Annotated in this window: 10 protein-coding genes; 7 read left to right on the top strand and 3 right to left on the bottom strand. The window is 73.7% G+C overall.

Annotated elements, in window-relative coordinates; genetic code table 11:
* Positions 1-108: 108 nt before the first annotated feature.
* The 7 genes from pdxH to KSNIM_RS17050 all read left to right on the top strand — a co-directional run bounded on the left by pdxH (position 109) and on the right by KSNIM_RS17050 (position 11084).
* Positions 109-810 (top strand): pyridoxamine 5'-phosphate oxidase, encoded by a 702-nt coding sequence (gene pdxH / locus KSNIM_RS17080; RefSeq protein ID WP_411543730.1) that lies wholly within the window; start codon positions 109-111, stop codon positions 808-810.
* 235 nt (positions 811-1045) lie between these two features.
* A complete protein-coding gene (gene fxsA, locus KSNIM_RS17075) occupies positions 1046-1228 on the top strand; it encodes an FxSxx-COOH cyclophane-containing RiPP peptide (RefSeq protein ID WP_030268897.1) in 183 nt (60 codons plus the stop codon).
* Positions 1229-1234: 6 nt separating this feature from the next.
* On the top strand, positions 1235-3640 hold the full coding sequence (locus KSNIM_RS17070; RefSeq protein ID WP_263104073.1) for an FxsB family cyclophane-forming radical SAM/SPASM peptide maturase: 2406 nt from the start codon (positions 1235-1237) through the stop codon (positions 3638-3640).
* A 34-nt stretch (positions 3641-3674) separates the two neighbouring features.
* Positions 3675-4583, top strand: a complete 909-nt coding sequence (locus KSNIM_RS17065) for an aminoglycoside N(3)-acetyltransferase (RefSeq protein ID WP_263104072.1) — start codon at positions 3675-3677, stop codon at positions 4581-4583.
* Positions 4584-4675: 92 nt separating this feature from the next.
* The gene (locus tag KSNIM_RS17060) at positions 4676-6022 is read left to right on the top strand and encodes a TIR-like protein FxsC (RefSeq protein ID WP_263104071.1); all 1347 of its coding nucleotides are present in this window, start codon (positions 4676-4678) and stop codon (positions 6020-6022) included.
* Positions 6019-10032, top strand: coding sequence for an FxSxx-COOH system tetratricopeptide repeat protein (gene fxsT, locus KSNIM_RS17055; RefSeq protein WP_411543729.1), 4014 nt, complete (start codon positions 6019-6021; stop codon positions 10030-10032). The genes KSNIM_RS17060 and fxsT overlap by 4 nt, the downstream gene beginning before the upstream one ends.
* Before the next feature lie 56 nt (positions 10033-10088).
* The gene (locus tag KSNIM_RS17050; protein WP_263104070.1) at positions 10089-11084 is read left to right on the top strand and encodes a 2-hydroxyacid dehydrogenase; all 996 of its coding nucleotides are present in this window, start codon (positions 10089-10091) and stop codon (positions 11082-11084) included.
* On the opposite strand, the gene KSNIM_RS17045 is transcribed toward KSNIM_RS17050, so the two are convergent.
* From KSNIM_RS17045 to KSNIM_RS17035, 3 genes are all read right to left on the bottom strand, one after another.
* Positions 11047-11916: an alpha/beta hydrolase gene (locus KSNIM_RS17045; protein ID WP_263104069.1), complete on the bottom strand. Its 870-nt coding sequence runs from the start codon at positions 11914-11916 to the stop codon at positions 11047-11049. The two genes, KSNIM_RS17050 and KSNIM_RS17045, sit on opposite strands and share 38 nt — an antisense overlap.
* A gap of 14 nt (positions 11917-11930) precedes the next feature.
* Positions 11931-12902, bottom strand: a complete 972-nt coding sequence (locus KSNIM_RS17040) for a DUF4231 domain-containing protein (RefSeq protein WP_263104068.1) — start codon at positions 12900-12902, stop codon at positions 11931-11933.
* Between the two features lie 187 nt (positions 12903-13089).
* The gene (locus KSNIM_RS17035; protein ID WP_411543728.1) at positions 13090-13839 is read right to left on the bottom strand and encodes a sugar isomerase domain-containing protein; all 750 of its coding nucleotides are present in this window, start codon (positions 13837-13839) and stop codon (positions 13090-13092) included.
* Positions 13840-14011: the final 172 nt, after the last annotated feature.

The raw sequence follows: 14011 nt of genomic DNA, 5'->3' as shown, positions 1-14011 counted from the left end.
GGTTCCCGGGGCGGCCACCGCCCAAGCGGTGGCGTGACACCTTAACTCCCCCCGGGGTTTGCCGGGACGTAGCAGCCCGCCACGCTTGTCGTACGGGATGATGTTGCCGTGCCTACCGCGGAGCGACCCCCGACTGCCCTGACCACGCCGGCCGAACCCCGGCCGGGCCCGGACCTCGCCGTCATGCGCAAGCACTACCAGCACGAGGGTCTGGCCGAGGGCGACGTGGCCGCCGACCCGGTGACCCAGTTCACCAGATGGTTCCACGAGGCGGACGACGCGGGCGTCGCCGAGCCCAACGCCATGGTGCTCTCCACCGCGGACGCGGCCGGCCGGCCCAGCTCGCGCACCGTGCTGCTCAAGGGGTACGACCTGCGGGGCTTCGTCTTCTACACCAACTACGGCTCCCGCAAGGGCGCCGAACTCGCCGTCAACCCACAGGCCGCTCTGCTCTTCCCGTGGATCGAACTGGCCCGCCAGGTGATCGTCTGCGGCCGCGTCGAGAAGGTCGGCCGGGACGAGACCGCCGCCTACTTCCGCACCCGGCCGCACGGCTCCCAGCTCGGCGCCTGGGCCAGCGAGCAGTCCAGCCCGGTCGCCGGCCGCGAGGTCCTGGAACAGCGCTACGCCGACCTCGCCGCCCGCTACCCCGAGGGCGAGGGCGTCCCCGTGCCCCCCTTCTGGGGCGGCTACCGGGTGGTCCCGGAGACGGTCGAGTTCTGGCAGGGCAGGGAGAACCGCCTCCACGACCGTCTGATCTTCGTCGCGGAGGGCGACGGCGACTGGCGCGTCGAGCGACTGTGCCCCTGATCGAGCATCCTGTCGCGCCGGGCTCATCCGAAGCGGTTCGGTATACCCGATTCGGAGCAAGAGGAAACCCTGATAGCGCGTCAAACCCGTTCTGGTTGGGCATAATGTCCCCGGGGCCACGGGCCCGGGGCCGGACGGGAGCTTTGACCGTACCGTACCGGAGCGGTGCCATTTCGGGTCTCGCCTTGCCGTATTCCCCCATTGGCGCTTTGATCTCGCAGAATCGAGACTTCCCATGGTCGCTGCACTCGCCACCCGGCCTGTCGACGACGCGTCCGCCGAGGAGGCCGTCACACGGCCTTCCCTTGCCGCGCTCGCCGCTCTGGGATCGGACGAACTGACCGCGCAGCTGCACCGCGCGCTGCCCGGCGCGGATGCCGGCCAGGTGGCCGTGGCCGCGTTCAACTCGTCCATCTGACCGGGCGTGGCAGCGTCCGGCAGCCCGCACGACGCGGCTGCCGCGCCGGTGGTCCCGTTCTCGCAGTTCGTGGTGAAGGTCCACAGTCGCTGCGACCTTGCCTGTGACCACTGCTACGTCTACGAGCACGCCGACACCAGCTGGCGGGGGAAGCCGAAGGCCGTCACGGGGGAGGTCCTCGCCCGGACGGCCGACCGGATCGCCGACCACGCCCGCACCCACGCCCTGCCCGCCGTGCACGTCGTGCTGCACGGCGGGGAACCCCTGCTGGCCGGCCCGGCGCTGCTGCGCCGGGCCGCCGAGGAACTCCACCGGGCGCTGCCGGACGGCTGCGCCCTCGACCTGCGGATCCACACCAACGCGGTGCTGCTGAGCAGCGCTTTCCTCGATCTCTTCGCCGAGTACGGCATCAAGGTCGGCGTCTCCCTGGACGGGGACCGGGCGGCCAACGACCGGCACCGCCGCTTCGCCGACGGCCGCTCCAGCCACGCCAAGGTCCTCGCCGCCCTGGAGCTGCTGCGCCGCCCCGAGTACCGGCACCTGTACGCCGGGCTGCTCTGCACGATCGACGTCGAGAACGACCCGATCGCCGTGTACGAGGCGCTCACCGCCCTGGAACCGCCGCGGATCGACTTCCTGCTCCCGCACGCCACCTGGGACACCCCGCCCCCGCGGCCCGAGCGCCTCGGCCCGCACCCCTACGCCGACTGGCTGCTCGCGATCCACGAGCGGTGGACCGCCGACGGGCGCCCGGTGCCGGTGCGGACCTTCGACTCGATCCACCGCACCCTGCGCGGCCGCTCCAGCCTCACCGAGTCCCTCGGCCTCGACCCCGCCGACCTGGTGGTGATCGACACCGACGGCAGCTTCGAGCAGGCCGACAGCCTCAAGACCGCCTACGACGGCGCCCCGGCCACCGGCTTCACCGTGTTCGAGCACAGCCTCGACCGGGTCGCCGACCACCCCGGCATGCGCGAGCGCCAGTCCGGCCTCGCCGGGCTGGCCGAGCAGTGCCGCGGCTGCCCCGTCGTCCGTTCCTGCGGCGGCGGCCTCTATGCACACCGCTGGCGCACCGGCGGCAGCGGTTTCGCCAACCCCTCGGTCTTCTGCGGAGACCTGATGCACCTGATCACCACTGTCCGCGACCGCATCGGCCCGGCCGTCACCGTGCCGGCCCAGGCCGTGCCCGTCGAACCCGACCTGACGGAGGAGCAGTTCGACCAGCTGGCCGCCGGCCACGGCGACCGTGCCACCGTCGAAGCCCTCGCCGCCGCCCAACTCGGCCTCACCCGGCGCATGGTGGCCGCCCTCGCGGACGGCCGGCCGGACGCCTGGCAGCTGCTCGCCGAGCTGGACGGCCGCGCCCCGCACGCCCTGGACGCCGTCCTCGCCCACCCGTACGCCCGGGCCTGGGCGGCCCGGTGCCTGCGCGGGGAGCCGGGCGCCGACCTCGGCGGGCTGGCCGAGCTGGCCGCCGCCGCCGCGATCCGCGCCGGGGTGGAGCTGGACCTGCCGGTGCCCGTCCGCGTGGGCGCCGTGCACCTGCCCACGCTCGGCCGACTGGTCGTCGGCGGGACGGGCGAGGCCCGGCTGACCGGCACCGCCGAGGGCTTCGCCGTGCGCGGCGTCCGGGTCGACCGGGACACCCCGGCCGGCACCGCCTGGCAGCCCGTCCGCCGGGTCGCCCTGCCCGGCTGGACTCTCGCCCTGGAGGACACCGACCCGCAGCGCGACAGCCACCAGTGGCCCGCCGCGGACCGGCTCCCCGAGGACGAACTGCTCGGCTGGACGGGCGCGCTGCGCGAGGCCTGGGAGCTCATCGGCCGCGACCTGCCCGGGCACGTGCCGGGGCTCGCCGCGGGCCTGTCCACCGTCACCCCGCTGCGGCCCGGTCCGCCCGGCCGCGACGTCAGCGCCGCCGCCCGGCAGGCCTTCGGCGCCGTCGGCATCGCCCGGCCCGCCACCGCACCGATCCTCGCCCTGCTGCTGGTCCACGAGTTCCAGCACGTCAAGCTGGGGGCGGTGCTCGACCGGCACGCGCTGTACGACCCCACGGACGACCGGCTGTACCACGCCCCGTGGCGGCCCGACCCGCGTCCGCTGGAGGGCCTGCTCCAGGGCACCTACGCGCACCTCGCGGTGACCGAGTTCTGGGCCGGCCGGGTGCGCACCTACGACGGCCTGCCCGGTGCGGCCGCCGAGCACGCCCGGCTGCAGCTGGCCCGCTGGCGGGCGCACACCGCCACCGCGGTGGAGGACCTCGCCGGCTCCGGCTCGCTGACCCCGCTCGGCGAGCGCCTGGTGGCCGGTATGCGCGCCGCGGTGACCCCGTGGCTCTCCGTGCCGGTCGGGGCCGCCGCCGAGGCCGCCGCCCGGGCCGGGACCGCCGACACACCCGCCGCCGTCCGCTGAAGCCCGCCGCACGCAGTCAGGAGGTACCCCCGCCGTGTCCACCACCGTCGCCGAACCGGGCACGCCGGCACCGCCGACCCTCCCCGTGGCCGGCGGGCCACCGGTGGTCGAGCGGGTCGAACGGCCGGTCGGCGGGCCGCAGCGCGTCCCCTGGACGGTCGGCGACCTGAGCCGCCAGCTCCGGGCGATGGGCCTGCGCCGGGGGGACACCGTCCTGGTGCAGTCCTCGCTCCGGCGGCTCGGCGAGCTCGCCGACGGCGCCGCCACCCTGCTCGACGCCCTGCTGGAGACCGTCGGTCCTGACACCGGCACGGTGGTCGTCTACACCGCCTCCCCGGAGAACAGCGACACCTCGCGGCTGGCCCGCGAGCTGACCGTCGGCATGACGCTGGAGGAGGAGGCGGCGCACAAGCGGGCGATGCCCCCGTACGACCCGGCGACCACCCGCACCTCGCCGGTGCTCGGCTGGTTCCCCGAGCACGTCCGCTCGCACGACAAGGCGGTGCGCAGCGACCACCCGCAGACCTCGTTCACCGCCGTCGGCCGCCGGGCGGTCGAACTCATGGCCGGCCACCGGCTGGACAGCCACCTCGGCCCGCACTCGCCCACCCAGAAGCTGTACGACGACCCGGAGGCCCGCGCGCTGCTGATCGGCCTGCCGGTGTGGTGCTGCACCGCCTTCCACCTCGCCGAGTACCAGCTGCCGCACCCGCCCTCGCAGGTCTACGGCTGCGTGGTGCCCGACGGGGACGGCGGGCACCACTGGGAGCACTTCAACGCCGTCAAGCTGGTCGACGAGCACTTCATGCCGATGGGCCCGGTGCTGGAGAAGACCGTCGCCGGGCTCGTCAGCGGCACGCTCGGCGACGCGGAGTGCTGGCTGGTACCCGTTCGCGCCGGTGTCGATGCGGCGCGCAACTACATCGAAACATGCGCCCGTTGACACGTTCACGCGCTGTTCCGCCGGGGAAGGTCACCTTCCTAGACTGATCCCGTTCGGGGGTCGAGGTGCGGACGGTCTCGGGGGAGGCGCGTGTGAACAGCCCGGCGGGATGGGGGAAGGACGCCGCGCGGCCGTACTTCTTCCTCAGCTACGCGCACACCCCGCGTGCCACCGGCAAGGCCGGCGACCCCAACCACTGGGTGGCCAAGCTCTACGACGACCTCTGCGAGGCCATCACCGAACTGACCGACGTCCCCGAGGGCGTCCCGGTCGGCTTCATGGACCAGTCCATGCACCAGGGGCAGTTCTGGGCCGAACGCCTCTCCCGCGAGCTCGCCGCCTGCCGGGTCTTCGTGCCGCTCTACTCGCCCCGCTACTTCAAGAGCCATGCCTGCGGCCAGGAGTGGCACATATTCAGCCAGCGTCCGGTCTACCAGCGGTGGCAGGACGGCGAGGTGACCAGCGGCATCGTCCCGGTGCTCTGGGTCGCCATGGACCACTACACGCTGCCCCGCTGCGCCAGTGAACTCCAGTTCAACCACGGCAGCTTCGGGCCCGACTACGCCGCCGAGGGCCTGTACGCGCTGATGAAGCTCACCGCGTACCGCGCCCAGTACGAACTCGCCGTCCACCGGCTCGCCCAGCGCATCGTCGAGGTCGCCGAGCGCACGATCATCCCGCTCTCTCGGCCGGCCGCCTTCGAGGACCAGCCGAGCGCGTTCGCCGGCACCGAGCCGGCCGGCAACACCCTGCGGATCTCGGTGTACTCCTACCGGCGCGGCGAACAACCGCCCGGCCGCAGCCCCGAGTTCTACGGCGCACGGCGCACCGACTGGCAGCCGTACCGCCCGGAGTCCCGCCGCCCGCTCGCCGACGACGCCGTGGACGTCGCCCGCAGCATGGGGTTCCAGGCCTCCGTCCACGAGTTCGAGACCGAGGCCACCGCGCTGCTCGGCGGCGCCGAGCCGACCTCGCCCGGCATCGTCCTGATCGACCGCTGGGCCCTCTACGACGGCCGCCGGCGCGAGACCGTCCGCCGGCTCGACCAACGCAATCCGGCCTGGATCACCACCCTCGAACCGTGGAACACCCAGGACGAGGAGAGCACCGCGCAGGACGAGGAGCTCACCCGTCTCAGCGACGACGTGCTGCGCGCCGTCCGGGCCAGGCGGCCCACCCTCCGCGGCGGCGGCTCGGGCGCTCCCGGCAGCCTGGAGGCCTTCCGCGGCGAGATGGAGTGGGCGGTGATCCGCGCCAACCAGGGCTTCGAACGCCGGGACGGGCCGAAGGCCCAGCCCCTGCCGGCCCCGCGCAGACCGAGCCTGCGGGGCGACTTCGACACCGGGCAGCGGACCCGCACCGTGCCGCTCGACGCACCACTGGACGACGAGGACGGCGGAGGCACCGGAAGGGCCGCGCCGGGGGGAGGACAGCCATGAGCAACAGCCAGACCTGGCCCGCCACGGCGGCCCGCCGCACCGGGCCCGAGCCGGCCGCCGAGAGCCGCTCCGACGAGGACCGCCAGGGCCGGATCGTCACCTTCTACTCGTACAAGGGCGGCACCGGCCGCACCATGGCACTGGCGAACACCGCCTGGATCCTGGCGGCCAACGGGTTCCGGGTGCTGACCGTCGACTGGGACCTGGAGGCGCCCGGCCTCGGCCGGTTCTTCCACCCGTTCCTCAACCAGGCCGCCGTCGACGGCACCACCGGCATGATGGACCTCTTCGCCGACTACTACGACGAGGCCCGCCGCCCCGTCGAGCGCGCCGTCGACTGGCACGAGGACTTCGCCCGGATCCACCCGCACGCCATCTCGCTCTCCTGGCGCTTCCCCGGCACCGGCGGCCTCGACTACGTGCCGGCCGGCCAGGTCAACCGTGACTACTCCGCCAACCGGATCGACTGGGACGACTTCTACGAGCGCTACGACGGCCAGCGGTTCCTGCAGTCGCTGCGCCAGGACATGAAGCACCACTACGACTACGTCCTGATCGACAGCCGCACCGGTCTCACCGACACCGCCGACATCTGCACCGTCGAGATGCCCGACGACCTGGTCGTCTGCTTCACCCTCAGCGACCAGAGCATCGACGGCGCCGCCCGGATCGCGCACACCGTCGACGGCCGGTACGCCGACCGCGGGATCCGCATCCTGCCGGTGCCGATGCGCATCGACGAGAACGAGAAGGAGAAGGCCGACGCCGGCCGGGCGCACGCCCGGATCCGCTTCTCCGGCCTGCCCGCCGGCCTCGCCGAGCCCGAACTCGCCCAGTACTGGGCCTCCGTGGAGATCCCGTACCGGCCGTTCTACTCCTACGAGGAGATCCTCGCCCCGTTCGGCGACGCACCGGGCCAGCCCGCCTCGCTGCTCTCCGCCTGCGAGCGGCTCACCGCCGTGCTCACCCGCGACCGGGTCACCGCGCTGCCGCCGATGGACGAGCTCGAACGGCTCCGCAACCTCGACTCGTTCATCCGGCGCAGGCCCACCGCCCCCGCCGACCTCTACCTCAGCTTCGTGCCCGAGGACCGCGTCTGGGCCGACTGGATCGCCGCCGTGCTCTCGGACGCCGGCTTCCGGGTGGTCTCCCGCGACCTCGGCGTCGGCGCCGACCCGCGTTCCTCCACCGAACAGGGCATCGACGCCGCCTACCGCACCGTCGCGGTGCTCTCCTCCGCGTACCTCGTCTCGCCGCAGGCCCAGGCGCTGTGGGAGCGCGCCGTCGGCGGCGACCCGGCCGGCACCCGCCGCCAGGTCATCCCCGTCCGCGTCGGCGACGTGCGGCTCACCGCGCCGTTCAACAACCGCAACCCCGTCGACCTGGTCGGCCGCGACGAGACCCAGGCCGCCGTCACCCTGCTGCGCGCCCTCGGGCACACCGACCCCGCACCCGTCGAGCGCAGCCCCGGCAGCCCGCGCTTCCCCGGCACCCGACCCACCTACTGGTCGGTGCCGCAGCGCAACCCCTCCTTCACCGGCCGCGCCAAGGTCCTCGACGACCTGCGCGAACAGCTCGTCGGCGGCCCCACCGCGGTGCTGCCCACCCCGCAGACCCTGTACGGCCTCGGCGGCGTCGGCAAGACCCAGGTCGCCCTGGAGTACGCGCACCGCTTCATGTCCCACTACGACCTGGTCTGGTGGATCGACGCCGAACAGGCCGAGTCCGTCGTCCTCTCGCTCGCCGAACTCGCCGACAGACTGGGCCTGCGCGTCGGCGAGAGCGTCAACGAGGCCGCCGAGTCCGCCCGCGAGGCGCTGCGCCGCGGTGCCCCCACCTCCCGCTGGCTGCTGATCTTCGACAACGCCGACGAGCCGTCCGAGGTCCGCCGGTACTTCCCCGGCGGCTCCGGCCACATCCTCATCACTTCGCGCAACCAGGGCTGGTCCGGGCAGGCCGGGGTGCTCGGCGTCGACGTCTTCACCCGCGGCGAGAGCATCGACCACCTGCGCCGCCGGGTCCGCGGGCTCACCCGCCAGGACGCCGACCGGGTCGCCGAGGCCGTCGGCGACCTGCCGCTCGCCGTCGAGGTCGCCGCCGCCTGGCTGGAGACCACCCGCACCCCGGTCGACACCTACGTCGCCCAGCTGCAGGCGGAGGCCACCAAGGCGCTCGCCGCCGGCGAGACCCCGGTCGACTACCCGACCCCGGTCGGCGCCACCTGGAACGTCTCCATCACCCGGCTGCGCGAGCAGTCCCCGGCCGCCGTCCGGCTGCTGCAGCTGTGCGCCTTCTTCGCCCCCGAGCCGATCTCGCTCACGCTCTTCTACAACGAGCAGATGACCCGGGCGCTCGCCCCCTACGACGACGAGCTGACCGACAGCTTCATGCTCGGCAAGGTGATCCAGGCGGTCAGCCGCTACGCCCTCGCCAAGACCGACGCCGCCAGCAACAGCTTCCAGGTGCACCGGCTCGTCCAGGCCGTCGTCCGCAGCGGCATGACGGAGGTCGAGCGCCAGGACGCCATGCACGACGTGCACCGCATCCTGGTCAGCGCCCGGCCCTCGCTCGGCGACACCGACGACCCGGGCAACTGGCCCGCCTTCGAGAAGATCTGGCCCCACCTCACCCCCTCCCGCGCCCAGGACTGCGACGAGCGCGAGACCCGCGAGCTGCTCATCGACCGTGTCCGCTACCTGTGGAAGCGCGTCGACCTCGACCGCGCGATGACCCTCGCCCGCAGCCTCGACGCCACCTGGACGGAGCGCTACGCCGCCGAGGGCAACAACGCCGAACGCCGCTTCCTGCGCCGCCAGATGCTCAGCCTCAACTTCCAGCTCGCCAACGTGCTGCGCTCGCAGGGCGCGTACAGCGAGGCGCTGGAACTCGACCGCGCCACCCTCGCCGGACAGAAGGAGCTCCTCGGCGACCACAACGCCTTCACCCTGATGACGGCCGGCTCGCTCGGCGCCGACCTGCGCAACCTCGGCCGGTTCCAGGAGGCGCTGATCCTGGACATCGACACCTACAACCAGTTCCGCGACCTGTTCGGCGACGACAACCCGCGCACCCTGTCGGTGGCCAACAACCTCGCCATCGACCACCGGCTGGTCGGCAACTCCCAACTCGCCCGCGACCTCGACCAGGAGACCTTCGACCGGCGCGCCGCGGTGCTCGGCCCGCGCCACCCGTACACCCTCTCCAGCAAGTCCAACCTCGCCCGCGACCTGCGCGAGATGGGCGACTACAAGGGCTCCGTCGAGCTGCTGCGCGAGGTCACCGAGGTCCTCGACGAGATCCTCCAGCCCGACGCACCGGAGAACCTCCGCAACGCCAAGTCCCTCGCCGTCTCGCTGCGCCGGGCCGGCGAGGTCCGCGAGGCACGCCGCCTCACCGAGCAGACCTACGAGCGGTACGTCGACCGGTACGGCCCGGACAACGCGGACGCCCTCGCCTGCCGGCTCAACCTCGCCGCCGACCACAGCGCCGCCGGCGACAAGGAGACCGCCCGCGACATCGCCGCGGCCGCCTACGAGGGCTACCGGCGGCTGCACGGCGACCAGCACCCCTTCACCGCCGTCTGCCAGAACAACCTCGCCATCTACCTGCGCGGCAGCGGCGACATCGCCGGCGCCATCCGGCACAACGAGGAGGCCGTCGCCGGACTCGCCCACTCCCTCGCCCCCGACCACCCGTACACCCTCAACGCCACCATCAACCTCGCCAACGCCTACGCCGACGACCACCAGCTCGGCCGGGCCGAGGAGCTCGGCCGCTCCGCCTACGCGGGCCTGCACAACCGCTACGGCCCCGGCCACCCCGACGCCGTGGTCTGCTGGCTCAACCTCGCCATCACCCTGCGCACCTCCGGCCGCCAGGAGGAGGCCGAGGCCCTGCGCCGGCAGGCGATCAGCGCGCTGGTCGAACTCTTCGGCGACGACCACCCGACGATCGTCTCCGCCCGCGGCTGGCAGCGGATCAACCGCGACCTCGAACCCCAGCCGCTCTGACGGCCCCGGGCCGGCCGCTCCGGCGGCCGGCCCGGCCGGGGTGTAGCGTGCGGCGGGTGAACGACCACGCACCCCGGCCCGCCGTCCTGGTCACCCGCCGGCTCGCGCCCGGGGTGGCGGAGCGGCTCACCGCCTGCGACCTGCGCTACCACGACAGCGAACAGCCACTGGGCCGCGCCGAGCTGCTCGCCGCCGCGGCCGGCTGCAGCGCCCTGCTCACCACCCTCGACGACACCGTCGACGCGGAACTCCTCGACGCGGCCGGCCCCACCCTGCGGCTCGTCGCCAACCACGCGGTCGGCACCCACAACATCGACCACGCCGCCTGCGCGGCCCGCGGCGTCGCCGTCTCGCACACCCCCGGCGTGCTCACCGAGTCCACCGCCGACATGGCCTGGGCCCTGCTGCTCGCCGCCACCCGGCGGCTCGGCGAGGGCGAGCGGCTGCTGCGCTCCGGCCGGCCCTGGGCCTGGGCGCCGACCTTCCTGCTCGGCGTCGAGCTGTCCGGCACCCCGCTCGGGATCCTCGGCATGGGCCGGATCGGCCGGGCCGTCGCCCGCCGCGCCGCCGGCTTCGGCATGCCGGTGAGCTACCACAACCGCAACCGGCTCCCCGCCGACCTCGAACAGGGCGCCCGCCACCTGCCGCTCGACGAGCTGCTCGCGAGTTCCCCCGTCCTGGTGGTGACCGCCCCGCTGAACGCCGCCACCCGGCACCTGGTCGACGCGGAGCGGATCGCGCTGATGCCCGCCGGAGCCGTCCTGGTCAGCATGACCGCGGGCGTCGTCGACGAGGAGGCGGTGGCCGCCGCCCTCGCCTCCGGGCACCTGTTCGCCGCCGCCGTCGACAACTTCGAGCACGAGCCGGCCGTCCCGGCCGCGCTGCTCGCCCAGGAACGCGCCGTGCTCGCCCCGCACCTCGGCAGCGCCACCGTCCGCACCCGCCAGGCCATGGGCAACCTGGCCGTCGACAACGTCCTCGCCGTGCTCGCCGGGGCCGAACCGCCCACCCGGGTCAGCCCGCCGCCGCCCACTGCAGCGCCTCGGTCATGACCTTGAGCGCACCGAAGTGCGCCGCCCCCGGCTCCAGGTAGAGGTCGGCCCCCGGGATCTGGTCGGCCAGCCACCGGGAGTGGTCGACCGGGGAGAACTGGTCGTCCGCACCGTGCCAGAGCCGGGTCGGCACCCGGATCGACGAGACCTCGAAGCCCCACGGCGCGGTGAACGCCAGCACGTCGTCGATCCAGCCGTCCGCGCCGTGCCGGAACGCCTCCTGGTACGTGGCCAGCAGCATCCGCCGGATCCCCGCGTCGGAGACCAGCGCCCGGTCGGTCGGCGGCAGCTCCGGCACCAGGTCGTTGATCAGCGCGTGCGGGTTGTCCCGGATCAGCCCGGACCGGAAGCGGAACGTGTCGGCGAAGTGCTCCACGCCGCGCTCCACGTCCGTGTACTCCCGCACGTTGGACGGCGTCATCCCGCCGTACCAGTCCAGCCCCTCGGCGTGCCGCGGCGCCAGGCTCACCAGCGCCGCCACCCGGGCCACCCGCTCCGGCAGCAGCGCCGCGCAGGCCAGCGCGTGCGGGCCGCCGCCGGAGCGGCCGAGCACGGCGAAGCCGTCCAGCCCGAAGGCGTCCGCGATGGCCACCACGTCCTCGGCCGCCTCCGCCACCCGGCGGCCCGGCCGCCGGGTCGACTCGCCGTATCCCGGCCGGTCGAACGAGATCAGCCGCATCCCGATCCGGGCCAGCACACTGCTGCGCGGCATCGGCCCCACCCTGCTGCCCGGTGTGCCGTGCAGCAGGAACACCGGCTTCCCGTACGGATCACCGGTGGTCTCGACCGCCAGCCTCCGCCCCCCCACGGCCTCGACCAGTCGTCGTACCACGCGGTTCCTCCAGGTCAGTTGGGCACGTCCAGGCTGCGCACCTCGCGGCGGGCCTGCCAGGTGGTGTGCTCCCGCGAGATGGCGTCCTCGGCGTCCCGGGCCAGCCGGGCCCAGGTCTCCTCGGCGTCCTCGGAGTCCGGCCGGAGCTGGTCCAGCTGGCGCTCCACCAGGACGAGTTCGGACGCGGCCAGCGAATAGGCGGCCGCCTGCGGCCGGTACTGCCGCAGCTGGGCCCAGGCGGCCACCGACGCGGCCACCGCGGAGACCGTGCCCAGCGCGTCGTAGCTGAAATACCCGAGCGCCCGCAGCACCGCCAGCACCAGACCCAGCATCGGCAGGGCGATCCCCAGCCGTCCGGCCCACCGGCCCGCGTTGGCGCACTGCCGAGCCTTGTTCTGGTACCAGGTGCGCTGGGCGTGCACCCGCTCGCGCAGGTAGATGTCCCGGCGCACGGTGAGCGGCTGCCCCCGCAGCTGCTCCATCTTCTCGGTGATCTGCGGATGCCGGGCCGGCCCCCGCCAGCCCTCCAGCTCCGCCCGGACCCGGGCCATCTGCGGGATCACCCGGTCGGTCTCGAACTCGCCGAGGATGCCGTCCAGCTGGATCGCGTACAGCCGCTCGGCGTCCGGCAGCTTCTTCGGCGGCGGCCGGTAGGAGTCGGCGCGCACCGCGTACTTCCAGGACAGCGTCTTCACCGATTCGGCCACCGCCCGGCCCTCGTACCAGAGGCCCTGCGGGTTCTGGACGCTGACCAGCGCCGCCATCAGCACGGTGCACAGGTACGCGGCGGCGGCGACCCAGGCCCACGCGGTGCCGTCGGCCGAGCCGGTCGCGGCGGCGCCGACCAGCAGTACCAGCTCCCAGCGGGCGAGCAGCACGGCCCGCCGCTGCCCCTGCAGCGAGGAGGAGTCGGCGGCCCAGAACAGCTCCGGCAGCAGGTCCTCCTCGCGCACCCAGCCGATCGAACGTACCGGCCCCGTCGTCATGTCGGCCCCCCACCGTCGCTCTGGCCCCAGCAGCCCCCAGCAGCAGCTGTTCTGCCCCGCCCGCCGACGCGGTACGCCTGGGGAACGGCCAGTATGGGTGCGGACCGTCCCGGACGGACAGGCACAGTTCGGACAGAAGCCGTACCCGGACCGCCCCGGAAGGGCTCCGCACCCGGCCGGCGGTCCGTCAGAAGGCGTAGTGGATCCGCTCCCGGTTGTCCGCCATGACCTTGGCGTTCCACTCCGTCCCGCCGTCCACGTTGCCGGACCGGAACAGCGGCGGGGTGATGCCCCGCTCGGTCAGCCGGCCGACCGCCGACACCACCACCGCCTGCATCAGCGCGCTGGTCACGATCGTGGAGACCGGGCCGAAGGTGGTCTCCGCCCCCGCGCAGGACAGCTCCCCGTCGCCGACCGCGATCTTGTTGTCCAGCACCACGTCGCAGTTGTCCTTGAGGTACGTCCCGGACGGGTGGTTGGAGGAGACCGCTCCCGGATAGGCCAGCGAGGTCACCCCGACCACCTTCATGCCGCGCTCCCGGGCGTGCCGGGCGAGCTCGACCGGCATCACCTGGCGGCCGGAGAGCGAGATCACGAACAGCAGGTCGCCCGCGGCCGCCGGGGTGAGGTCCAGGGTCGCGGTGGCCAGCCCGGAAACCCGCTCCAGCGCACTGCCCAGCGGCGCCGGCATCACGTTCACCCCGGTCATCCCCGGCACGTCCAGCAGGTTGATCACCACCAGGCCGCCGGCCCGGTACACCACGTCCTGGGCGGCCAGCGAGGAGTGCCCGGCACCGAACGCGAAGATCCTGCGACCCTCCGCGACCGCGTCGGCGAGCAGCGCGGCCGCCGCCCCGATCGAGGCCGCCTCCTCGCGGCGGACCCGCTCCAGATGGGCCACGGCGGCGTCGAAGTACTGCCCGACCAGGTCGGTCATCGAAATCTCCGAATCTGTGCGGGGCCCGGTGGTCCAGACCGCTCATGGAGGAAGATACGGCGAGCACGGTGCTGCCTGCGGCGGTCCGCTGTCAACAGCGATGAAAAGAGCCGGGCATGTACCACGACCGGCCCCTGTTGACACTGCGGTACGCCAGAATTGGCGGTGAGGA

This window comes from Kitasatospora sp. DSM 101779 (assembly GCF_025655475.1).
GTDB lineage: Bacteria > Actinomycetota > Actinomycetes > Streptomycetales > Streptomycetaceae > Kitasatospora.
The sequence above is the reverse complement of the archived record's forward strand: the minus strand, read 5'-3'. Positions and strand labels throughout refer to the sequence as shown.